Origin of the sequence: Paenibacillus sp. MCAF9 (assembly GCF_052114265.1) — a bacterium.
In the GTDB taxonomy this organism is placed as follows: Bacteria; Bacillota; Bacilli; order Paenibacillales; family Paenibacillaceae; genus Pristimantibacillus.
In genome coordinates, this window is record NZ_JBFREL010000004.1 from 68,287 (window position 1) to 89,717 (window position 21,431).

Sequence of the window (21,431 nt, forward strand, 5' to 3'; positions counted from 1 at the left end):
ATGTTATAATAAACGCATGAGTTTAGGAATTATAAATGAACTTGAAAGCAGGTAATCCCTTATGAAACAACAAGAAACACTCAAAAAGCCTGATTGGCTTCGAATAAAATTAGCGACAGACGGTAACTTTGCCGAAATTAAAAATATGATGCGCTCAAAAACGCTACATACGGTTTGTGAGGAAGCACGTTGCCCAAACATTTATGAATGCTGGTCGAATCGAACAGCCACATTTATGATATTGGGTGATATTTGCACGCGCGCTTGCCGTTTTTGTGCGGTTAAGACAGGTATGCCGACTGAACTGGATTTGGACGAACCAGAACGGGTAGCAGAGGCAGCAGAGCAAATGAATCTTCAGCACTGTGTTGTTACATCGGTTGCTCGTGACGATCTTAAGGATGGCGGCGCATCCATATTTGCAGCTACTGTACATGCGATTCGCAAACGTATGCCGTTTTGCCGAGTTGAAGTGCTTATTCCTGATTTCTTGGGAAATAAAGATGCGCTTCAAATCGTAATGGATGCAAATCCGGATATTCTAAATCATAACGTCGAAACGGTGGAGCGGCTTTCGGATCGTGTTCGTGCCAAAGCCAAATACAGCCGTACGATGGAGCTGTTGAAGCGCGCCAAAGAAATGAAGCCTAAGATTCCAACCAAATCGAGCATTATGCTTGGCGTAGGTGAGGAATGGGATGAAATTTTGCAGACGATGGATGATCTTCGCGCAAACGATGTAAATATTTTGACATTAGGTCAATACTTACAGCCAACGCCAAAACATTTAAAGGTCGTACGTTATGTCCACCCAGACGAATTTGCAAAACTTAAAGAAGAAGGGCTGAAGCGCGGTTTTAGGCATGTAGAATCCGCACCATTAGTACGCAGCTCTTATCATGCACATGAGCAGACCGATTCGGCACACGCAGCAATGGCAGCGGAAGCCGAAGCGAGCCGTGAGATTTCTTCCGGTGCTTGCTCGAGCAGCTTGTAACTGACGCTCAAGATGAGGTGGAAAATATGGCTTTGATTCATATCGGCGGAAAATCTTATGAAATTGTGCTTGAAAATAGGAATGGCTGGAATCCTGAAGCATTTCGTGATCGATACAGCGAAGTACTTGAGCGCTACGATTATATTGTTGGCGACTGGGGCTATAGCCAGCTGCGGCTGAAAGGTTTTTTTCGTGACAGCCATCAGAAAGCTACGAAGGAAAGCAATCTATCTGGCATGCCGGATTACATCAATGAGTATTGCAACTTTGGCTGCGCTTATTTTATTTTAGAAAAAACAAACAGTACCGTTCGTGAGCCAGACGACTATGACTTGGATGCAGACGATGAGCGTCCGCGTATAGAAGCAGCTGATCTTCTTGCAGCAGCTGCCGGTTTTGTGGATATTTCTGAAGGTCTTGAACATGATGAGGTTGCGAGTGCAAAGGAAGAAAGCGGCGCTCCAGCACATGAAAGGCATACTCGCAATCACACAAGAGAAAATCGCCATAGAAGCTCCAATCGCAATAAAAACGACGCGGATAAAGGCAACGACAGCGCGAATAGTGCTGGCGAAGGTAAAAATAGCAGCGAACAGCAGCAGGGCAGCGGGAAACGTGAGCAGCAACAGCAGCGTAAAGGCGGCTATAAAGGCAATAACGATAACCGCTCCAAGAAACCGTTCCGCCTTGCAGCGAGTGAAACAGCTGCTTCATCTGCAGAAACGAATCGACCAAACAAAAAAGACACAGAGCGCGTATAATACGCTCTGTGTCTTTTTTTTGGTTTTTGATGAATGCAACAGATCTTATCGGACGTCGTAACCAAGGAATGCTTCACGTACTCGGTTCCAGAAAGGAAACGGACGATATCGTGCAAAGCTTACTTTACGGCTGGATACACTGCAGCGGATGGAACGGATATCGCTGCTCATGATGCTGATATGATCAATTGCGAGCTGCAGCCGCTGCTCTTTCTTAGAGATAATATCGCAGTGATGATGCTGCGGCAGCAGCACGGATGATCCAAGTGTACGATATACACGATTATTGATCGAAGCGATTTCCGCAATTTGCAGCGATTCTATCGATGGATGGACAATCGCTCCGCCTAAGCTTTTGTTATACGCTGTGCTTCCCGAAGGGGTCGAAATGACAATGCCGTCACCGCGGAACATTTCAAACATCTCATCATTTATATTGATTTGGGCGACCAGCGTTCCGTCAACGCCTTTTAGTGTGAATTCATTTAATGATAAGTAATGGCGGGTCTCGCTTGGTGTCTCAACTTCAATCTCGGCAAGCGGATATCTAACGATTCGTGGTGTTTCCTCTGCCATCATTGCGACAAGGTCTTCAAGCTCGTCTGCCTTCCAGTCGGCATAAAATCCAAGATGGCCGGTGTGAATGCCGACAAATGCAACATTCGTAATTTGATCTACATATTTATGAAAAGCGAGGAGCAGTGTACCGTCGCCTCCGATGGAAATAACGATTTCCGGTGATTCATCATTCCGAGTGAAGCCTCGCTCCCCGGCTAGCTTATGAAATTTTTCTGCTAACGATTTAGATAGATCATCGCCTCGATCAATTACCGCATACTTCAAAAGTAAATCTCCTTCCGATCTCCATAGTACTTAAGATGATAAAGGAAATTGTGTTTAAATTCAATGAGCGGCTCTAATCATGGCCCGAGCCAACCCCATAATAAGTAAACGAGAGACATTGCAATTAAACCATGAACCATTCTAGCTATAAAAAAAGGACGATAGCGCAAATCTGTTTTGCTGAGCAGGCTTGCTACTTGGGCATGGACTGATAAGCCGCCCCAAGAGAGCACCCAAGCAGCGATTGCAGCTTGATGCATGAGTCCAGTACCAGCTGTACCTGCCGAACGAGAGCCTAATGTGACCTCGAACAATCCGAATATCCCAGCGTCTGCAAGCGGCTTAGGCAGGCCGATTAAACCAAACAAAAATCGTAGAGCTTCAGCCATCGCCTCAATGATGCCTGCATGCGTCAGCATCTCCATTACGACGGAGAAAAAAACGACGAGTCCGCCAACGACGATCATAAGCCGCAGCGCCGACTGGATAGAATCCTGCAGCAGCCGTCCTAGTCCGCGCCCATCCAGCAATCGTGCCTCATGCATCGCCTTGAGTGCTTCGGAGATGCGAGAGGGACGTCGTTTTCTGACCCCCTCCCTTGTATTCTCCGTTTTTTTGGTTCCAGATGAAGGGGCATGTCTATCGTGAAAGCGCATGAGAAGACCGATAAGAAGGCCGCCTCCGTAATGGGCAGCAGCGAGTATAGGAGCAATCGCTACATTTTGGAAGAAACCAACGGACACGGCACCAATTAGGAAAATAGGATCAGAAGTAGTCGTAAAGGCAACAAGCCGTTCACCCTCTGCTCGGTTGACGAGCCGCTGCTCAAAGAGCTGTGCTGTAAGTTTTGCGCCTACCGGATAACCGGAAATGTAACCCATCGTCACGACAAAACCTCCGATGCCGGGAAGCCGAAATATAGGTCTCATGAGCGGATCAAGCAGCTTGCCGAAAAAATGTACAATACCGAAGCCGAGCAGCAATTCCGATATGACGAAGAAAGGGAACAACGCTGGAAAAAGCACCTCCCACCAAATAGAAAGCCCGCGGAGCGAGGAGTGAAGGGTTTCTGTAGGAAAGACAGTCATTAAAAGCACGATTATAATTGCGCCAAGCGCGGTTATAGATAAGGGATGAATGATCGTTCGCAGCAGATAGACCGCCTCCTCAACTAATTAGAAAGGGGAGCCGAGCAGATGCCATAAGATGCTGTACAACCCCTCCTAAACGTATATGTGGGAATAAGGATATCCATCACTGGATATGCTTTAAAAATAAATAAGTTTGACAAAGAAAACGCTTGCAAAACGCTGGATTCCTATTTTTTTTATGGTACAATGGAATTACCTTTGAAACGGTTGGAGTGATGGGTATGAGTATAATCGCTGGCATCTTGGTCTGTGCTTTCGTCTATGTCATTCGAGAATCTCTTACAGCACCAGGGGAAGAGGACTATGAAGGTTGATGGGTAATACGCACTATATGATGAGCCCCGGATAAGCATCCCGCGGGCTTTTTTTTGTTAAGTCCGTACTTTTATTTGTGATATAATACTAAATACCTACACAATGGAGATGAATTTGACGATGAATAGGAATATAAGCCTTTATGAGGCTTTAGGCGGATCTGAGACTTTAAGGCTGATTGTTAACTCTTTTTATCCTAAGGTACAAGCCCATCCGTTAATTGGGCCTTTGTTCCCGCAAGATATTGATCCTGTTATAGAAAAACAATATTTATTTTTGACGCAATTTTTTGGCGGACCTTCTTTATATTCTGATGAATATGGACATCCAATGATGAGAGCAAGACATATGCATTTTCCTATAACCCCTGAACATGCTGGCGCATGGCTTGACTGCATGCAAAGAGCATTGCAAGAGGTTGGCATAAATGACGAGCTGCAAGAGATCGTTATCAACAGACTATCCGGACCTGCACACCACTTTGTAAACACATCTGAAGAGGAGACGTGATTGTATGGAACCGCTCTACCTATCCAAAATCATATGCATTTGCTGTGAAAAGACTTTTATGACTTCGCGTGTTAGACCAAGCTTCAAAAGAGCAGCTAGAATGGACTCTGACTTTTGCGGATATTATAAAACGGACGTAAACCCTGATTTTTATGTTGTACGGGTTTGTCCTAATTGCGGCTTTGCCTCAACTGAGAACGGGATGGAGCGGTTGAATGATCGGCAAAAAAAGAACTATCATGATGCAATCGGAATGCATTGGAACAATCAAGATTATGGCGGGGAGCGCGATCTGAAGAAGGCGATGGCCAGCTACAAGCTAGCGCTTTTATCAGCCCAAGCCATTGACGAGAAGGACCGCGTGCTTGCTGGTATTTTGCATCACATTGCTTGGCTGTATCGTTATGAAGACAATCAGAAAGACGAGAAACGGTTTCTTACGTTTGCGCTTCAAGCCTATATTCGTGTATATGAGGCAGAGGGTGTTGCGCTTAACAATGCGAAGCTAATGTTTTTAATAGGGGAGCTGAATCGTCGTATCGGACAATTAAACGATGCTGTACGTTGGTTTTCCCGCGTGGTGAATGATAAAAAAATCGTGGATGCTGCAATGATTCGTGCGAGCCGCGAACAGTGGCAGCTTATACGCGAGGAGATGGAAGCCAGATCAAAACATGCATCCGGCAACACTTCTCCTGACGACGGAACAGATTTATTGAAGCAGTCGGTTTCTTCTTCCGCTTAGCGGAGCGCCTTTTTTAGAACACGGTTTGTCAGCAAATAATCGCGGTCTGCATCAACAATAGTCACTTTATTATGGCAGCAAGGGAAAACGAGCAATCGTTTCGTACCATCCTGTATGTCTTGGAGCTCTTCTGGTTTTACTGGAAGCAGCACGTTTTCTGCATGGCAGAAGGGACAGCTCGATACATAAAGGTCGCCCATAATAATGTCATAAGGCCAGGCTTTTTCGAACGGAATCATGATTTGTTTTCGCTCTCAGGTGCAACGTTAGGCTTAGCAAGCTCGGCGAGCTTTTGCAATAATATATGGCGCGGCATATGCATTAAGTGCTCTATTGGGACGCCAAGCTGCTCGGAAAGCTTAACAGCTGTATCAGCAGAAATCTGCAACGGTTTAGACATGGTGTAATTCCTCCAATCTGGATATAATTAAGTTATACACTGCCGAGAAGGTTTGCGCAAATAAAAACGCGGCCGCATCTTGGCTTTTTTTATGGAAGAGAGGATGAGAGCAATGAATAAGGGATATCCGCAAAGCTGGGATTTGGAAGTTTTTTATGAAGGCGGCTCAAGCTCAGCAGCGTTCTTGCAGGAGCTGAAGGGCATAGGTGAGGACATTGAGAAGCTCGATGCCGCACTTTTAACGGGAGCAAGCATTGGAGCTTCTGACATTGCGACGATGACGGAGCTTCTGCAAAGCATCATCATTAGGCTGCGTGAAACAGAGTCGTKTGTTTCTTGCTTGCTCGCTCAGAATATGCGGGACACAGCTGCGAACTCGCAAAGCGATCGCGTAAAGACGCTTGCTGCGAAGTTTCTAGGGGTGCTTACCCGCTTTGACAACGTACTGCGTGGGCTTGATGACAGTGAATGGGAAAAGCTGCTTACGCATCCACAACTCGCTGAGGTAGCGTTTAGCTTGACTGAGCGCCGCGAGCTTGCGAAGCAGAAAATGGCTCCCGAGCTGGAAGCGCTGGCTGGAGATTTAGCGGTAGACGGTTACCATGGCTGGGGCGATTATTACAACGTCATTGTATCCAGAGCGAAATTTAACGATGTAGGAAAAGACGGGGAGAAAAAAGTTTTATCCGCTGGTCAAATGCACAACCGCTTATCCGATGGAGACCGCGAAGTTCGGAAGGCGGCATTCACAGAGTGGGAGCGGGAATGGGCAGAGCAGGCGGATTTATGTGCAGAGACGTTAAACCGAATTTCAGGCTTTCGTTTAAAGCTGTACGACAAGCGCGGCTGGGATTCGGTGCTGCAGGAGCCGCTGCAAATGAACCGGATGAGCGAAGCTACACTGCAAGCGATGTGGTCTGCAATCCAAGAGAGCAAACATGTACTCGTTCGTTATTTAGATCGTAAAGCGAAGCTGCTCGGTGTGGAGAAGCTGGACTGGCATGATGTAGAAGCGCCAATCGGAGCTGCGACAAAAACAATTCCTTATGACGAAGCAGCAGCTTTTATTATCGAGCAGTTCAGGACGTTTAGTCCCGATCTGGCGGAATTCTCGAAGCTTGCGTTCAAAGATGGCTGGATTGAGGCTGAGGATCGCCCAGGGAAGCGTCCAGGCGGCTTCTGCACTGCTTTTCCAAAGAGCGGTCAAACTCGTGTATTTATGACGTATTCAGGTACGGCTTCGAATATTTCGACGCTGGCGCATGAGCTGGGTCATGCTTACCACCAGCATGTCATGAACGATCTGCCAGCGTTGTCGCAAGAATATGCGATGAATGTAGCTGAGACCGCTTCGACGTTTGCGGAGCTGATTGTTTCGGATCAAGCACTTAAAACAGCAACGGAGGACGAGGAGAAGCTTGGATTGCTTGAAGATAAAATTCAGCGGTCTGTTGCATTTTTTATGAACATTCATGCGCGCTTTTTATTCGAAACTCGTTTCTATGCGCGTCGCAGCGAAGGTTTAGTATCCGTTGAAGAGCTTAATTCCTTAATGGAAGATGCACAGCGGGAAGCTTATTGCGATACGCTAGGTGAGGTACATCCTCATTTCTGGGCATCGAAGCTGCATTTTTACTTAACGGATGTTCCTTTCTACAACTTCCCTTATACCTTCGGCTATCTATTCAGCGCGGGTATTTATGCAAGGGCACTGAAGGAAGGCTCAGATTTCAAAGACAAGTATGTTGCATTGCTTCGTGACACTGGCCGCATGACCGTAGAGCAGCTTGCTAAAGAGCATCTTGGCGTAAATGTGGAAGAGATGGACTTCTGGCGCGAGGCGGTTGCATTGACAGCTGTTGATGTAGATCAGTTCATCGAAATGACAAACGAGTAAAGCGCTTCTTCAGAAGTGCTGTAATAGCAATAGCATTAGCCGTAGGCATGGGAAACCATTGGTCTACGGCTATTTTTTATGTGAAATGGGGATGGATAGTATTCTAGCTACTGCAAATAACTCTGCAAAAACAGGAGTGCATTTCTCTGATTTGCGGGAAGCGAGGCAGATTATATTATAATAAGACTATGTTCGATTATAGAGAAGCACAGAGAGGCGGAATGGAATTGAAAGAGCAAGCAAACAAAAAAGTTGTCGGATTTATTGGAACGGGCATTATGGGCGCAAGCATGGCGGGCCATTTGCTTGATCACGGATATGAAGTGAATGTGTTTAACCGAACGAAATCAAGAGCAGACCTCTTGGTATCAAAAGAGGCTGTTTGGCAGGATTCGCCGAAGTTGGTTGCGGAGCAATCGGATATTATTATTACGATGCTAGGTTATCCGGCCGATGTGGAAGAGGTTTATTTTGGAGCCGATGGTTTATTGCAAAATGCTAGGTCCAATGCGGTGCTTATTGATATGACTACCTCAAGCCCTGCGCTTGCCAAACGCATTGAAGCAGAGGCTGGCACCAGAGGGCTTATGGCGCTGGATGCCCCTGTCTCTGGCGGCGATGTAGGCGCGAGGGAGGCTAGACTGTCGATTATGGTTGGAGGCTCGGAGCAAGCCTATGATGCGATATTGCCATTGTTCATGCTCATAGGTAAAAACATCGTTCATCAAGGTGAGGCAGGGGCGGGTCAATTCACTAAGATGTGTAATCAAATCGCGATTGCATCCAATATGATTGGCGTGAGCGAAGCTCTTGCCTATGCCAAAAAAGCGGGGCTCGAACCTAGCAAAGTATTGAAAAGCATTGAAGCCGGCGCTGCGGGAAGCTGGTCCTTATCCAATTTAGGACCTCGCATTATCAACGGAGATTTTGCTCCGGGCTTTTACGTAAAACATTTCGTGAAAGATATTAAAATCGCCATCGAGTCAGCTGATGAGATGGGTCTTCCTTTGCCAGGATTAGCATTAGCACGATCTTTATATGAGCAACTTATTTCACTTGGTGAAGAAAATAGCGGAACACAAGCGTTATATAAAGTTATTTTTAACGAGTAGGACAACCATATATTGTACATTATTTATTAATATGATATATTATTTTTAAATAATAGTTATATATAATACAAGTATGACTCATATAGAGGACGGGGGAGAGTACGATTCAATTATCTTCGCGGCAATTGGAGCTTCTTGAGCTTGTGAAGAGGCATGCGCCGATTACCGGTGAGCAGTTGGCAGAATCTCTAGGTGTCAGCAGGCCCACACTGCGCTCGGACTTATCACTTCTCGTCATGCTTGGATTGCTTGATGCGAAGCCCAAAGTTGGTTATTTCTTAGGCAACACCTATCGCTCGAGCAGCGAGCCTTTGCAGCAATTGAACAATATGAAGGTGAGAGAAGTACAAGGTGTTCCCGTTAATGTTCCGGACTCGTTGTCCGTGCATGACGCTGTTATTACGTTATTTACTGAAAATGCAGATACTCTTCTAATCGTTAATGAACAGAAACGGTTTGTTGGAATCGTAACACCGAAGGATTTGCTGAAAATAACGCTTGGCAACGCTGGTGCTGCATCTATTCCTATCAGTATGGTGATGACCCGTTATCCTAATATTGTGACGCTAATGCCCGACGAATCTGTGATGGAAGCGATTCGCAAAATGTCGCTTCATCAAGTAGATTGTTTACCAGTTATCATTCCGCGCGAGGATCAGGTGACTGATCCAGAGGTTACTGGCTGGGTATCGAAGTCGAACATTATACGTCTTATGGCGGACATCGCGATGGATGGGAAATTGGGGGAGCCAGAGTTATGAAACAGCAGATCATTTATGTATGCTCCGATGCTGTTGGAGAAACGGCGGAAGCAGTTGCAAAGGCGACTTTACGTCAATTCTCCTCAGAACAAGTGAAAATAAAGCGTTACGGTCACATTAAATCCGAGGATGAAATTATCCGTATCGTGGCTGAGGCCGCTAATACTGGAGGTTTTATAAGCTACACGCTCGTCCAGCCGGAGCTTCGGGAGCAAATGAAGGAAGAGGCTTTTAGAGCTGGAGTTAGAGCCGTTGATGTCATGGGACCGATGATGCAAGCATACGTTGATACGTTTGGGAGTTTCCCGAAGCGTGAGCCGGGGCTGCTGCACTCCATTGACGATGCTTACCATCGCCGGATGGATGCTATTGAGTTCGCTGTGAAATATGATGACGGCAAGGATGCTCGAGGTTTTGTACAAGCGCAGGTCGTTCTGATTGGCGTATCTCGAACGTCGAAGACGCCGCTGAGCATCTTTTTGTCCCATAAAGGAATTAAGACGGCTAACCTGCCGTTAATGCCCGAGGTTAATCCTCCCGAAGAATTGAAGCCTGCACCTGGCAGGCTCATTATAGGTTTAACGATGCAAGCTGAGCATCTTCTGGAGATCCGCTCTGAACGGCTTAAGACGCTGGGACTTCCGGCATCTGCGCAGTATGCGACAACCGAGCGCATTCAAGAAGAGCTTGATTATGCAGAGTCCGTCATGAAATCATTGAATTGTCCTGTTATAGATGTTACAAATCGTGCTATTGAAGAGACTGCAGGTATTATTACTGAATGGCTTAACAAATAAATGGCTATACCGATAGAGACAAAGGGGGATTCAACATGGATAAAACGTTTGTAATGGTAAAGCCAGATGGTTACGCGCGTGGTTTAGTAGGTCGTATTGTTGCTCGATTTGAAGAGAAGGGCTTTAAACTAGTAGATGCAAGGGTAATGCGCCTTTCAAGAGAGCAAGCCGAGACACATTATGAGCATTTGCGCTCAAAGGTGTTTTTTGACGAGTTGGTCGATTTTATCGTTTCGGGGCCTATATTTGCTATGATATGGGAAGGCAAAGACGCTATTAAAAACGCAAGGAGTCTTATTGGCGCAACGAATCCATCCGAAGCCCTTGCAGGTACAATCCGTGGAGATTTTGCAATTGATGTAGCTAGCAATATTATTCATGGATCTGACTCTATCGAAAGCGCAGAGCGCGAGATCAAAAACTTTTTCCAATAGTCAACGGAATTGTAAGTTAAAGAAATAAGATAAACAGCAGAAAATTCCTTAGTTGACGAATGGAATATGGGTATGGTAAATTTTAAACAAAGTTAATGATCAAACACGGAAGCACCGTATAAGGACGCAGATATCTGCGCCTTCTACGGTGCTTTTTTTGTGTTTTCTAAGCGGAAGGAAGGTGAAAAGGCTGAACAAATATCAACTTGCTGTGGCGGTAAGGGAGCCGGAATACTTGAAGCGGCTGGCTGATTATATGCAAGGCAGCAAGCTTGGCGAGCAATGGCAGATTATCGCGTTCACGCACGCAGATTCTTGGAAGCTCTATGTGAAGCAAGGCTACAAGATTGACTTATTGGCCGCTCAGCCTGAGCTGCTTGCAGAGATGGATGCAGAGCAAGCGGGTATTCCTGTAATTGCTCTAGTATTACAGCTGGGAGAGAGCAAGGAGGAGCATGAGCTTTTGCAATATCAACCCATTCCCCAGCTGCTGAAGCGTTTTTCGGAGATTCATTCCCAAGCGATAGGACATGCTGCCTCATCGTCAGGCGCTTACGAGAGGCCGTCTGGCATGAATATTATATCTGTTTATTCGGCATCGGGGGGAGTTGGGAAGACGGCTTTGGCGCTGCATTTGGTACATGCTGCAAGTGTGCATCAATGTCGTACCTTTTATCTGAACCTTGAGCGGTGGAACTCTTCTGAAGCTTGGCTGCGCAACCAGAAATATACAGATGGCCTCAGTGAAGGAGAGGTGAAAGAGGAGGGGTTGTCAGAACTGCTTTATGGACTCAAGGCACAGCCGGAGCAGTCGGTCAATTGGCTTATGGAGCATCGAAAACGGGATTCGCAGCTTAAGGGTGATTATTTAGCCCCGTGCACCAATTTGGAGGATCGATTGACGCTTAATGAGGAAGATGCGGCCGGAATAGTGAGTACGATTGCTCGAAGCGGGCAGTATGATCTCATTGTCGTTGATTTGGAGGGCGGTCTGGATGAGCTGCACCTTGCTATTTTTGAACGATCAAATCATGTGCTTTGGGTTGCAAGCGATAATCCGTCTGTGAAGGATAAACAAAAAATGGCCCTGCGTTATGGAGCGCAAAAGTGGAGTGATCGCTTTAGCTCTTTGTCCAATAAATTCAAATGCATAAAAAACCATGTGGTTAACCCGAAGCATACCGTTCATAAGGAGATTGATGGCATGGCATGCGCCAAGGTGGGGCTGCCGGAAATTCCAGAATGGCGAGGAGCAAGCCATGTTGCTCTGCTGTCATCGCCGTTATACCGAGCAGCTGCAGATCAATTATTCAAGCAGCTTTATTTGGAAGGAGGCGGATCAATTGCTGAGCGATGAAACGGTGCTTGAGCTGCGCAATAAGGTACGAGCCAAAATTGATTTTAGCGGATCACTGTCAGATGAAAGCCTGATGAGAATAGCAGAAGAGATCGTCTTCGAATGGTGCGATCTTCATCCTCTTACCGCAACCGAGAAAGTGAAGCTTGTACGGAGGCTGTTCCATTCATTTAGAGGTCTTGATATTTTGCAGCCGCTCATGGAGGATGCCTCGATTAGTGAAATTATGATCAATCATCATGCAGAAATATTTGTGGAGCGAAGAGGGAGAATGACACTTTTGCCGGTTTCTTTCGAAAGTAGAGAGCGGCTCGAGGATCTAATCCAGACCGTTGTTGCGAGTGTGAATCGTGTCGTTAACGAGTCTACGCCGATTGTTGACGCCCGTCTGAAAGATGGCTCTAGGGTGCATGTCGTATTGCCGCCGGTTGCGCTTAAAGGACCATGCATGACCATTCGGAAGTTTCCTGATCAGCCTCTCACGATGGAGGAGCTAGTAGCATTCCACTCGCTCTCGCAGGAAGCGGCATCGTTTTTGAAAGAGCTTGTCGGGGCTCAATACAATATGTTTATAAGCGGCGGAACAGGAACAGGCAAGACAACTTTTTTAAATGCATTGTCGCAGTTTATCCAGCCGGATGAGCGGATTGTTACGATCGAGGATTCCGCTGAACTGCAAATTCGCTCCATTCCTAACTTAGTGGCGATGGAAACGCGCAATGCGAATACGGAAGGGAAAGGGGAGATTACGATTCGCGACCTCATACGTGCCTCGCTTCGGATGCGTCCTAATCGCATTATCGTCGGTGAGGTGCGGGGAGGAGAGGCTCTTGATATGCTGCAGGCATTAAATACCGGCCATGCCGGAAGCATGTCAACGGGCCATAGTAATGGCGCGAAGGATATGATGGCTCGGCTGGAGTCGATGGTGCTAAGTGCAGCAGAATTGCCAGTGATCGTTATTCGCCAGCAAATCGCCTCAGCCATCGATATTGTTATTCATCTATCGAGATTCCGTGATCGCACCCGCAAAGTGACGGAGATATGCGAGGTCATAGGTGTTGAAGATGGAGAAATATTGCTTAATCCACTGTTTATTTTTGAGGAGGAGGGAGAGCGGAATGGCAGAGTGCTTGGCGGGCTAAAACGTACGGCGAATCCGGTAATGAGAATAGACAAATTGACGCTTGCTGGGAAAAGAACGGTCGAAGGAGTGGCGATATGAACAATTCAAGCGGCGTGAATAAAAGCAGCAGCCTTCATCGTCAACATGGGGGACGGATAGAGAGAATGCTCTTATGGTGTGGCTGGGAAAGCGATGCGACGATAGCGAACCTCAGAGCAGGCCGAACCCTTACCAATTATGAGCAATACCCGCTTAATCGAAACCAGTTTATTGCTACGTCCTTAATCGCAGCTGTGATTTTCTATGGTGCTGTCTTCTTATTTTATCATTCTGTGTTCCTTTCATTTGCAGCGGCAAGCCTTGGTATACTCGCTCCTAGAATTAGACGTAAATTTCTTCTGGAACAGCGCAAGGAGAGACTGAAGCTGCAATTTAAAGAAGCTTTATTTTCACTGACCTCCTCGCTTGCAGCAGGACGCTCTCTTGAAAATGCATTTTTATCTACTCACGATGATTTGAAGCTAATTTACCCTGATGCTCGAACGGAACTGCTGCTGGAGTTTCAAATCATTCGCTTTCGTCTAGATAACGGCGAGCCCTTAGAATACGCGCTGCGCAACTTTGCTAATCGTGCAGGAATTGATGAGATTACTCAGTTCGTTGATGCATTAGCTGCTTGCAAGCGCTCTGGAGGAGATTTGCTTGAGGTGATGAAACAAACCTCTATCATCATTGGAGAGAAATTAGAAATTGAGCAGGAAATTGCAGTTATGGTTGCTCAAAAAAAATTCGAAGGTCGAATTATGATGGCGGTGCCTTTTGTTTTTTTAGCGTTTTTAAGCCTAGCTGCACCCGATTATATGGCTCCTTTGTATGGAGGAATCGGATATTTGCTATTGACGGGAGCGCTGCTGCTTTTGCTTCTCTGCTTTTGGTTGATGGCAAAGATGATGAGTATCCGAATGTAGGACGAAAGGAGACAAAGCATGCTCGCGGCAATTGCGCCGGTTACTTTAACGGCGATTTGGGTGTACTTGGCAGGCAAAGGAGCATTGTATGCCATATGGCGTCAGCTAATGGGTAGAAAACAAACGAATGACCAAACGCGGCAGCAGCTTATGCAGCTAAGTTTGATTGATCCATTTATGCATGTGCTAGAACGGTTCAAGCTTTTTGATACGCTGCATCTGCCTATGGGCAGCTACCATATGAAGCTCCTCTTATTGAAGGATAGCAGCTGGTCAATTGAGCGGACAAAAGGTGAAGCAACTGCTGCTCTCGGTACGGGATATGCTGCTTTAACAGGCTGTGCTTGGATGAGTTTACTTGGACAGGAGCCTACATTGTTAGTCATGGGGGTAGTATTCGGCATCGTGCTAACGATACGCCCTTTCGTAGATGCAAGGCGGCAAGTTGAGGAACGAAAGCAGCAAATCATTATGGAGCTCCCCGTTATGATCAGCAAGTTAATGCTGCTGGTCGGTGCCGGTGAGACGGTACAGCAAGCGCTAGCAAGATGCTTAGAGGGAAAGGAGGCTGTGCAGCATCCTCTCTACAAGGAATGGGGGGAGACGGTATCTATGCTTCGCAACGGTCAATCGTTCAGTACGGCAATGGAGCGGTTCAATAGAAGATGCACGGTGCAGGAGGTTTCGATCTTCACAACGGTGCTCTTATTGAATTATCGCCGCGGAGGAGAGCATTTTATTCTTGCATTGCGAGAGCTCTCTTACACTTTATGGGAGAAGCGCAAGGCAATCGCTAGATCGCGCGGGGAGCAAGCCTCCTCAAAGCTTGTATTTCCGCTTGTAGGTATATTGCTAGTACTCATGATTTTGGTAGCTGCACCCGCAGTACTGCTCATGTCTTAACTTAAATTAGAGAGGAAGATGAAGGATGAGAAAAATAAGCCAATCACTACATTCATTTTGGAAAGAGGAAGAAGGTTTAGGGACACTTGAAATTATTTTGATTATTGCAGTTGTTATCATTATTGCACTGTTGTTTAAAGACTGGATTATTGAGCTGATTGAGCGTTTGATGGGCAAAGCAGATGACGAGGCGGACAAAATTTTCAGTTAGCGGGTGAGGCTTTTGAACAGATTGCGAATAAATGTAGGGCTGCTTCGCTTGCTTAAGAAGGAGCAAGGCAGCTTTACGCTGGAGTCTACGATCGTATTTCCAATGCTGTTCGGGCTTATATTGTTGTTTATTTTATTTGGAATGTACATGTACGAGAAGGTCATTGTCTATTATGCAGCTTCTTCAACAGCAGAGCGTGCCGCCTTTAGCTGGGATAACAGTAATCGAGACGCAAGGAGCGGCATGCTCAATGAGCCAAGTTATGATGGTTTATATTGGCGTATTGGCGAGGATGGCGTGCTCAGCAGCTTATTTGGACTGAGAGAAGAAAATGATGCAGCGAAAGTCGTGCTCCCACTTGCAGAGACGGGTGATGGAGAAAAGAATGCTTTAGCTATTCGGAAAATAGAGCAGTCTGCTAGATGGTTGGGACAAGCAGGCCTAACATACGAAGGAGAAATCAGCTATTCAAGCAGCATTCTGAGAAGAGTGATCAAAGTAAAACTGAAGGAGCCTTTATCGGCTGAATCCATTGAGAAAAGCTGGTTGAAGCGTGAACCCAAAAGTGCAGCCTCTTCCACGGTTGTTGATCCAACTGAGTTTATTCGGAGTGTTGATCTCGTACGCTATTATTCATCAAGATTCGCAAATCGGGCTGGAGGAGCGGAGCAAGCAAAGTCTCAGGCCGGTCAAGTGCTGGATACTTATAAAGATAAGGGGAAGGCGACAAAGCCATAATGTAGCGGAACAAATAAGGCTTGAAAGGTAACGATGGAGGTGAAAGGCAGCAGTGAGCATAAAAAAAGATTCGAAGCATCGTTATCGGCAGTTTATTTGCAAGCTTTTCTTTCGAGAAGATGGGGCAGTGACCGTGTTTTCGGTTATTGTTTTATCCTCGCTGCTGTTGTTTTTCTCTTTTCTTATTGATTATGCCCGAATTACGGCTCTGCATAAATTAACAGAGGATGTTGTAAGGTCAAGCGTAAGATCTGTACTCTCTGCTTATGACGCTGCTCTGTATGAGCGATATGGTTTATTTGGCCGTGGCGGTACAGACGGTCAAATCATATTCGAGGAAATGATGACGGCGAATACAGAAACAGCAGATGACTCGGGTCGATCAGGGATGAAGCTGGTTCGCGCTAAGTCAGATGCTGCAACACTGCACGCAGCGACGTTTCTAGGCAGCCATAATGTATTCTCAAGACAGGTGCTCGAAGAAATGAAGTATAAGGCGCCAGTAGATTTCACATTGGATCTCGCAGCAAGGTTTGTACCAATGGCAGGTGCAATGAAGGAGGCATCGATTGCAATAAATCTGCTGGAGAGTATGCGGAAGCTTTATGAGAAACGGGAAACTCATCTTGCTAATGTGCTTCAATTGCAAAAGCAGATGGCCTCGATGATAAGTGGAAGCAGTATTTCTATGTTAATTCCTGTCCAGCCAGATGTAGTAGCAATAGAGGGGAATTCTGCTCTGAGCATTGCAGGGGAATACAGCTCATATGCGGCCAAAGTTATATATAATCAATCGTTAACTGCCGGGGAGAAAAAGTTGCATACAGCGGAAATAGAAGCATACGAGGAGAAAGTGACAGCTTTTGCTATGGAGCTGCGCAAAGTAAGTGATGACATAAATAGACAGCATGTGAAGCTTCAGGGAGAAGCAATACAGGAGCTGGAAGCTGCAAGGGCATTAAATGTCGATATGCTGAGAATTGTTCAACAAGCTAATCAACAGCCTCAGCATAGTGGATATGATACGGTGTCCAAGCATAAGGCAACGAGTACTGAACAGCATCTGGTTCCCGCTGATGCTGCTTCTGACATTGAGCAGGTAAGGAAAGCTGCGGATGAGCTTGTAAAGACGGATGGATGGTTCACGGAGTACCGTCAGGAGGTGGAGGCGCAGGGCTCGTCTGCTGCTTCAATCGATATGGAAGCAGGGGCGTATCAATCCAGCAGCCTTGCCTCTATAGTTAAGCCGGTTAAGAGCATAACTGCTGATACATTGCTTGAAAGCGTCACAAGCCTGCGTCTTGCTTATGGGGCATATGAACAGAAATATATTCGACCTGCTAGTATCATCGTTGATCGACAGAAAGCACTCGATCAGGGTCAGATATCGAAACAGCTTAAACAGCAAAAGGAGCAAGCCGGTTCTCTCTGGAATCAGGCACGCAGCTTGCTGCATGGACTGACAAGTATCCCGCAAATGGAAGAACATCAAAAGGTGTTCGAACAGGTACAGCTACGTTATAACGATAACCTATTATTCAATGAGCAGATTGATGAAGCAACAGAGATTGTCGACATGGAGAAGGCAAGTGATGCGCATATGGCAGCTGAGCAGTCTAATACGCTTATGGGTGGATTGTTCTCAGGTATGGCCGGGATGCTGGAGAAAACGAGAGATTCATTATACTTTGGTGAATACGTTATTCAACGCTTCACTTCTTTTGCTCCTCAGCATTTACGTTCGATGATGACTGGAGGAGAAATATCAGAGTTGTCACATGCCATTTCATTTCATAATCAGGAAGCGGAATATATTATTTATGGCTTCAACAATCCAGTAGGGAATATAGCTGCTGCATATGGTGAATTATTTGCGGCTCGACTGGCTGTGAGAACGATGGAGGGGCTGCTTGAAAGCAAATCATTAGGCCATCCATTGCTTATCTTATCAGCTGCGCTTATTTATGGATTAGAGAAATCGATCGAGGATATGCTTGCTTTCACTGAACGAGGGTCTGCCCCACTTTCCAAATACATAAAAGTAGAGCTTTCATATACGGATTATTTACGTCTTTTTCTACTGATGCATGGTGCCGATGATGGGGCAAGTCTGGCCCGGATGATTGCAGCCATCGAACTAAACAGTGGGACGATTCTCTCTGCAGTCCCGAGCGGAGTGACAGGTGAAGCAGCCGTTTCGATGGAGCTTTGGTTCATTCCCGGATTAATTCGGACGCTGGGAGCAGTCGGACTTCTGGAAGGAAAGGTTGTAGGCAACCGTTATGAGACGACACAAACGATGGGCTGGTCTTATTAAATGTCGACGCCTTAAGCAGGAACAAGGTTCGATAGTCGTAGAAGCTGCATTAGTTATGCCTATGGTTATAGTTGTGCTGCTAGTCTTCGTCATGCTCATTCGTTTATGTGCGGTACAGTTGGCACTGCATTCTGCTGCTTCTCAGACCGTAAGGCAAATGGCGGCACATATCTATCCAGTAGAACTTGCCTGGCAGCAGGCATCATCCGTCGTTCCGCTGCCTTCCAAAGGAAATATTCCTTTATCTTCATGGAGTGAGATTGCCGCAGAAGCGGCTGAATGGCTGCCTTCACCCGCAGGAGCGCTGATTTCATCTACATTGCGAGGAGATTTTCGTCCGATTCAAAATATGGCCGCTACTGAAATAGGCAGATCTGTTATTCAGCCGTTAATAAGTGAACTTTCTGATGCAGCCATTATTGATCCCCAGAAGATAAGGCTGAGCTGGCTATCGCTTCCGGATCTAAATAAAGAGCATGAGCCGTATTTAGCTATCGAGGTGGAATATGACTTTCCGTTAAAGCTGCCTTTTTACGGTAAACCGATTGTCCTTAAAGAACAAGCCTCCGAACGTGTTTGGATAAGTGACGCCGCACCAGCAAGATATGGTGAAAACAAAAATGATCAAGAAAACATTCCGATACAAATCGTTTCTATTGAGCCAAATCCGCTCCGACCTGGTAAGAAAGCTGCCGTTACAGTAAAAACGCTGCCGGGTGCTGCGATTTCTTTGGGTGTTACTTATAAAAGCGGCTCAAGCAAAGCGAAACATCTTGGTGAAGCAGTTGCCGATGCAGATGGCTATATCAAATGGACCTGGCATGTATCCGGAAATACAACTCCTGGCACATGGGAGCTTAAAGCTTCAGAGGTGGATAAGGAAAACAATCAAGTGTCGATGCATTTTGTCGTTGAGAAGAGCAGCGATAGAAAGTAAGGAAAGACTTAGCCGCCTTGGAGGGGAGTCGCCATGGAGTTTATTGTAACAGCTGTTGTTACAGTGTTTTTAATGATCGCTCTCTATACGGATTTAAAGGCTCAAATTATACCGAATTGGCTGACCGTGACTTTTTTCTCCGCTGCATTTATTTATCATACTGCTATCAGCGGTTTGGAAGGAGCTGCAATTGCAGCAGTTGGTGCCTTAACCGGATTTATTCCTTTGCTGCTGCTTCATCTTGCCCGAGGAATAGGTGCTGGCGACGTAAAGCTGTTTGGCGCATTGGGAGCTTGGGTGGGAGTATGGTTGGTGCTGCAGATAATGTTTTATGCCATCTTATACGCTGGTGCAATTGGTGTCTGCCTTATCATTGTAAATCGTGCATTCGGGAAAAGAATGGCTGCTGACGTAACCGCATTTGTTGTGCCAGTGGCAGGGTATAGAAAGCTTCAGTGGCTGCAATGGGCGGAATCAGGCAAAAAGTTTCCGTTTATGCTGGCGGTTGCACCCGCTGCTGTTACGGTATGGTCCATTTTCAGCTAAGTTTTCATGTTACAAGGGGGAATTTGAGAAATGAAAAGCTTTCGAATTGATTTTGCTATGAATCAGTCGCATGAGATGATTATTGATCGAGAGAGCGGCTTGTATAGAAGCGAGCTTGATGAAATTGAGCTTCATATGCTTCATAGCGAGCGAATCCCCTATCTGCTGCCTATTGATTGGTTCGAGCTCGATAGCAAGGTTACATTCCGATACAAGCTTTCAGGAATGAGAATGCTTCTGCACAGGCTGCAGCAACAGCAGCTCTCGATGGAGCAATACTACACGCTAATATTAGGCGTAGCGGATGCATTATTCGAATGCAGGCATTATATGCTGCGGCCAGAGGGCTGTCTGCTTGATGAACAATATATTTTTATTGGAGAGAAGCTTCATGATATACGGCTTGCTTATATTCCAATAATGGAGGGGACTGCTGAACAAACAAAAGGAGCGGGCGATCTCTTGGCGTTAATTGTGCGTTTCACCTCTTATGTAGACCGCATTGATGGAGAAGGATTAAAGCGTGTGCTTCAGCATTTCGGCAAAAGATGGCCTCTTGAAGAGCTGCGGGCGACGCTGTTGGAACTCATAGGGGAAGCTTCATCTTCATCGAACCAGCGATACGATGCAATAGAGAAGCCGGAGACGCAGCAAGCAGCAAAACCTGCTCCAACGCAAAAAAATCCACTATTAGATTGGCAGCAGCGATCTGAGTTGAAGAATAGCGATGAAAAAGGGCGGGTTCAAATACCAAACCCTTCATTACTTTCTTACTCCTCCCCCATAATGGAAGAGTTTAAGGATCATGAATTATATTCAAAACAGTATGCTGACCCTTTGGATAGGGAAGAGGATGAGCCGGAAACAAAGAAAAAATGGATCGGTACAGCAATTATTGTCGTAGCACTTGCATGTGTTTGGCGATTTGTTTATTTTGAAGCTGCTGGTAGGCAGAGCTTATTGATCAGCTCGGGCATTTCCTTGCTGTTGCTAGCAGTCGTTATGCTAGTTTGGAAAAAGAAAACAAATGACGAAGCAGACTACGACGAATCGAAAAAAATGATAGAAGAGTCATCGTTCCACTCTGGACTATTTCCAGGGCTTAATCGTGCTCATGCAAATGATGATTCTGTCGAGGCGCCAGCTATTAAACCGCCAGAGGATCAGAGCGAATTATTCGAGTCTCAGTCGGCGGCCTCGCTGCATGTTGTTGCAGCAAATCCTGTTTCTCATATAGCAGAACCAACAGTATTGCTAGGAAATAATCAGTCATTGGAGGGTTTAAGTGAAGCGTCAGTATGGCTCCAAAGGAGATGGAAGAGTCAGGAGAACAGGATAGAATTACAAGAAGGAAGCTTTAAAATTGGGCGTTCGGGAGAGCAGGTGAGTTATGCAGAGGGGGCAAGCGGTATATCGCGGCTTCATTTGGAAATTGAAATCTTAGCGGGTGAATATAAAGCGAAAGACTTAGGTTCCCGTAATGGGAGCCTGCTAAATGGACAAATGATGATCCCTTATAAAAGCTATAAGCTATCGATAGGAGATGTCATCCATCTTGCAGGCGAGCAAGGACCAGCGTATATGCTGAAATCGGAATAAGAAACG

The 21,431-nt window shown here is 46.1% G+C and carries 23 protein-coding genes; 19 read left to right on the top strand and 4 right to left on the bottom strand.

The features are described 5' to 3' along the window. The first annotated feature begins 61 nt into the window (after positions 1-61). Complete coding sequence (lipA, locus tag AB4Z45_RS08240; RefSeq protein ID WP_076271021.1) at positions 62-997, top strand: lipoyl synthase; 936 nt, start codon at positions 62-64, stop codon at positions 995-997. 26 nt (positions 998-1,023) lie between these two features. Next, positions 1,024-1,758, top strand: a complete 735-nt coding sequence (locus AB4Z45_RS08245; RefSeq protein WP_441908666.1) for a YutD-like domain-containing protein — start codon at positions 1,024-1,026, stop codon at positions 1,756-1,758. 45 nt (positions 1,759-1,803) lie between these two features. Here the strand turns inward: AB4Z45_RS08245 and AB4Z45_RS08250 are convergent, their stop codons facing one another. Together AB4Z45_RS08250 and ylbJ are read right to left on the bottom strand one after the other, a co-directional pair. After that, positions 1,804-2,601, bottom strand: a complete 798-nt coding sequence (locus tag AB4Z45_RS08250; RefSeq protein ID WP_076271022.1) for an NAD kinase — start codon at positions 2,599-2,601, stop codon at positions 1,804-1,806. Between the two features lie 77 nt (positions 2,602-2,678). Then, positions 2,679-3,689: a sporulation integral membrane protein YlbJ gene (gene ylbJ / locus AB4Z45_RS08255; RefSeq protein WP_441909076.1), complete on the bottom strand. Its 1,011-nt coding sequence runs from the start codon at positions 3,687-3,689 to the stop codon at positions 2,679-2,681. A gap of 498 nt (positions 3,690-4,187) precedes the next feature. On the opposite strand from ylbJ, the gene AB4Z45_RS08260 reads away from it, so the two are divergent. Beyond that, complete coding sequence (locus AB4Z45_RS08260) at positions 4,188-4,577, top strand: globin domain-containing protein (RefSeq protein WP_076271024.1); 390 nt, start codon at positions 4,188-4,190, stop codon at positions 4,575-4,577. 4 nt (positions 4,578-4,581) lie between these two features. Beyond that, on the top strand, positions 4,582-5,322 hold the full coding sequence (locus tag AB4Z45_RS08265; protein ID WP_441908667.1) for a DUF2225 domain-containing protein: 741 nt from the start codon (positions 4,582-4,584) through the stop codon (positions 5,320-5,322). Here AB4Z45_RS08265 and AB4Z45_RS08270 read toward each other — a convergent pair. Together AB4Z45_RS08270 and AB4Z45_RS08275 are read right to left on the bottom strand one after the other, a co-directional pair. After that, complete coding sequence (locus AB4Z45_RS08270) at positions 5,319-5,561, bottom strand: hypothetical protein (RefSeq protein ID WP_076271026.1); 243 nt, start codon at positions 5,559-5,561, stop codon at positions 5,319-5,321. The two genes, AB4Z45_RS08265 and AB4Z45_RS08270, sit on opposite strands and share 4 nt — an antisense overlap. Continuing rightward, complete coding sequence (locus AB4Z45_RS08275; RefSeq protein WP_441908668.1) at positions 5,558-5,722, bottom strand: YycC family protein; 165 nt, start codon at positions 5,720-5,722, stop codon at positions 5,558-5,560. The genes AB4Z45_RS08270 and AB4Z45_RS08275 overlap by 4 nt, the downstream gene beginning before the upstream one ends. Before the next feature lie 112 nt (positions 5,723-5,834). Here AB4Z45_RS08275 and AB4Z45_RS08280 point away from each other — a divergent pair, with 112 nt between their 5' ends. The 15 genes from AB4Z45_RS08280 to AB4Z45_RS08350 all read left to right on the top strand — a co-directional run bounded on the left by AB4Z45_RS08280 (position 5,835) and on the right by AB4Z45_RS08350 (position 21,425). Continuing rightward, positions 5,835-7,619 (top strand): M3 family oligoendopeptidase, encoded by a 1,785-nt coding sequence (locus tag AB4Z45_RS08280; protein WP_441908669.1) that lies wholly within the window; start codon positions 5,835-5,837, stop codon positions 7,617-7,619. Between the two features lie 221 nt (positions 7,620-7,840). Beyond that, positions 7,841-8,731, top strand: a complete 891-nt coding sequence (locus AB4Z45_RS08285) for an NAD(P)-dependent oxidoreductase (RefSeq protein WP_441908670.1) — start codon at positions 7,841-7,843, stop codon at positions 8,729-8,731. A 125-nt stretch (positions 8,732-8,856) separates the two neighbouring features. Then, on the top strand, positions 8,857-9,492 hold the full coding sequence (locus AB4Z45_RS08290) for a CBS domain-containing protein (RefSeq protein ID WP_076271030.1): 636 nt from the start codon (positions 8,857-8,859) through the stop codon (positions 9,490-9,492). Further along, positions 9,489-10,289: a pyruvate, water dikinase regulatory protein gene (locus AB4Z45_RS08295; protein ID WP_441908671.1), complete on the top strand. Its 801-nt coding sequence runs from the start codon at positions 9,489-9,491 to the stop codon at positions 10,287-10,289. The genes AB4Z45_RS08290 and AB4Z45_RS08295 overlap by 4 nt, the downstream gene beginning before the upstream one ends. 35 nt (positions 10,290-10,324) lie before the next feature. Next, the gene (gene ndk, locus AB4Z45_RS08300) at positions 10,325-10,723 is read left to right on the top strand and encodes a nucleoside-diphosphate kinase (RefSeq protein WP_441908672.1); all 399 of its coding nucleotides are present in this window, start codon (positions 10,325-10,327) and stop codon (positions 10,721-10,723) included. A 181-nt stretch (positions 10,724-10,904) separates the two neighbouring features. Beyond that, positions 10,905-12,080, top strand: coding sequence for a hypothetical protein (locus AB4Z45_RS08305; RefSeq protein ID WP_441908673.1), 1,176 nt, complete (start codon positions 10,905-10,907; stop codon positions 12,078-12,080). Then, positions 12,070-13,305 carry a CpaF family protein gene (locus tag AB4Z45_RS08310; protein WP_441909078.1) on the top strand — a complete coding sequence of 412 codons (1,236 nt, stop codon included), beginning with the start codon at positions 12,070-12,072 and terminating at the stop codon, positions 13,303-13,305. Before AB4Z45_RS08305 ends, AB4Z45_RS08310 begins: the two co-directional genes overlap by 11 nt. Further along, on the top strand, positions 13,302-14,174 hold the full coding sequence (locus AB4Z45_RS08315) for a type II secretion system F family protein (RefSeq protein ID WP_441908674.1): 873 nt from the start codon (positions 13,302-13,304) through the stop codon (positions 14,172-14,174). The genes AB4Z45_RS08310 and AB4Z45_RS08315 overlap by 4 nt, the downstream gene beginning before the upstream one ends. Positions 14,175-14,192: 18 nt before the next feature. Further along, a complete protein-coding gene (locus AB4Z45_RS08320; protein ID WP_441908675.1) occupies positions 14,193-15,077 on the top strand; it encodes a type II secretion system F family protein in 885 nt (294 codons plus the stop codon). 25 nt (positions 15,078-15,102) lie between these two features. Next, a complete protein-coding gene (locus AB4Z45_RS08325; RefSeq protein WP_441908677.1) occupies positions 15,103-15,288 on the top strand; it encodes a Flp1 family type IVb pilin in 186 nt (61 codons plus the stop codon). A gap of 12 nt (positions 15,289-15,300) precedes the next feature. Then, positions 15,301-16,026: a TadE/TadG family type IV pilus assembly protein gene (locus AB4Z45_RS08330; RefSeq protein ID WP_441908678.1), complete on the top strand. Its 726-nt coding sequence runs from the start codon at positions 15,301-15,303 to the stop codon at positions 16,024-16,026. Positions 16,027-16,078: 52 nt separating this feature from the next. Continuing rightward, complete coding sequence (locus tag AB4Z45_RS08335) at positions 16,079-18,343, top strand: hypothetical protein (protein WP_441908679.1); 2,265 nt, start codon at positions 16,079-16,081, stop codon at positions 18,341-18,343. Then, complete coding sequence (locus AB4Z45_RS08340) at positions 18,309-19,280, top strand: TadE/TadG family type IV pilus assembly protein (RefSeq protein ID WP_441908680.1); 972 nt, start codon at positions 18,309-18,311, stop codon at positions 19,278-19,280. The genes AB4Z45_RS08335 and AB4Z45_RS08340 overlap by 35 nt, the downstream gene beginning before the upstream one ends. 33 nt (positions 19,281-19,313) lie before the next feature. Then, on the top strand, positions 19,314-19,826 hold the full coding sequence (locus AB4Z45_RS08345; protein WP_441908682.1) for an A24 family peptidase: 513 nt from the start codon (positions 19,314-19,316) through the stop codon (positions 19,824-19,826). 30 nt (positions 19,827-19,856) lie between these two features. Then, positions 19,857-21,425 carry a DUF6382 domain-containing protein gene (locus AB4Z45_RS08350; RefSeq protein ID WP_441908684.1) on the top strand — a complete coding sequence of 523 codons (1,569 nt, stop codon included), beginning with the start codon at positions 19,857-19,859 and terminating at the stop codon, positions 21,423-21,425. Positions 21,426-21,431 lie beyond the last annotated feature (6 nt).

What these genes read in the sequence shown, in the direction of transcription:
- AB4Z45_RS08325 (WP_441908677.1), top strand. Translation starts at nt 15,103, where the DNA reads ATGAGAAAAATAAGCCAATCACTACATTCATTTTGGAAAGAGGAAGAA.
- lipA (WP_076271021.1), top strand. Translation starts at nt 62, where the DNA reads ATGAAACAACAAGAAACACTCAAAAAGCCTGATTGGCTTCGAATAAAA.
- AB4Z45_RS08315 (WP_441908674.1), top strand. Translation starts at nt 13,302, where the DNA reads ATGAACAATTCAAGCGGCGTGAATAAAAGCAGCAGCCTTCATCGTCAA.
- ndk (WP_441908672.1), top strand. Translation starts at nt 10,325, where the DNA reads ATGGATAAAACGTTTGTAATGGTAAAGCCAGATGGTTACGCGCGTGGT.
- AB4Z45_RS08350 (WP_441908684.1), top strand. Translation starts at nt 19,857, where the DNA reads ATGAAAAGCTTTCGAATTGATTTTGCTATGAATCAGTCGCATGAGATG.
- ylbJ (WP_441909076.1), bottom strand. Translation starts at nt 3,689, where the DNA reads ATGACTGTCTTTCCTACAGAAACCCTTCACTCCTCGCTCCGCGGGCTT.
- AB4Z45_RS08260 (WP_076271024.1), top strand. Translation starts at nt 4,188, where the DNA reads ATGAATAGGAATATAAGCCTTTATGAGGCTTTAGGCGGATCTGAGACT.
- AB4Z45_RS08265 (WP_441908667.1), top strand. Translation starts at nt 4,582, where the DNA reads ATGGAACCGCTCTACCTATCCAAAATCATATGCATTTGCTGTGAAAAG.
- AB4Z45_RS08285 (WP_441908670.1), top strand. Translation starts at nt 7,841, where the DNA reads ATGGAATTGAAAGAGCAAGCAAACAAAAAAGTTGTCGGATTTATTGGA.
- AB4Z45_RS08295 (WP_441908671.1), top strand. Translation starts at nt 9,489, where the DNA reads ATGAAACAGCAGATCATTTATGTATGCTCCGATGCTGTTGGAGAAACG.
- AB4Z45_RS08345 (WP_441908682.1), top strand. Translation starts at nt 19,314, where the DNA reads ATGGAGTTTATTGTAACAGCTGTTGTTACAGTGTTTTTAATGATCGCT.
- AB4Z45_RS08270 (WP_076271026.1), bottom strand. Translation starts at nt 5,561, where the DNA reads ATGATTCCGTTCGAAAAAGCCTGGCCTTATGACATTATTATGGGCGAC.
- AB4Z45_RS08340 (WP_441908680.1), top strand. Translation starts at nt 18,309, where the DNA reads ATGAGACGACACAAACGATGGGCTGGTCTTATTAAATGTCGACGCCTT.
- AB4Z45_RS08245 (WP_441908666.1), top strand. Translation starts at nt 1,024, where the DNA reads ATGGCTTTGATTCATATCGGCGGAAAATCTTATGAAATTGTGCTTGAA.
- AB4Z45_RS08320 (WP_441908675.1), top strand. Translation starts at nt 14,193, where the DNA reads ATGCTCGCGGCAATTGCGCCGGTTACTTTAACGGCGATTTGGGTGTAC.
- AB4Z45_RS08275 (WP_441908668.1), bottom strand. Translation starts at nt 5,722, where the DNA reads ATGTCTAAACCGTTGCAGATTTCTGCTGATACAGCTGTTAAGCTTTCC.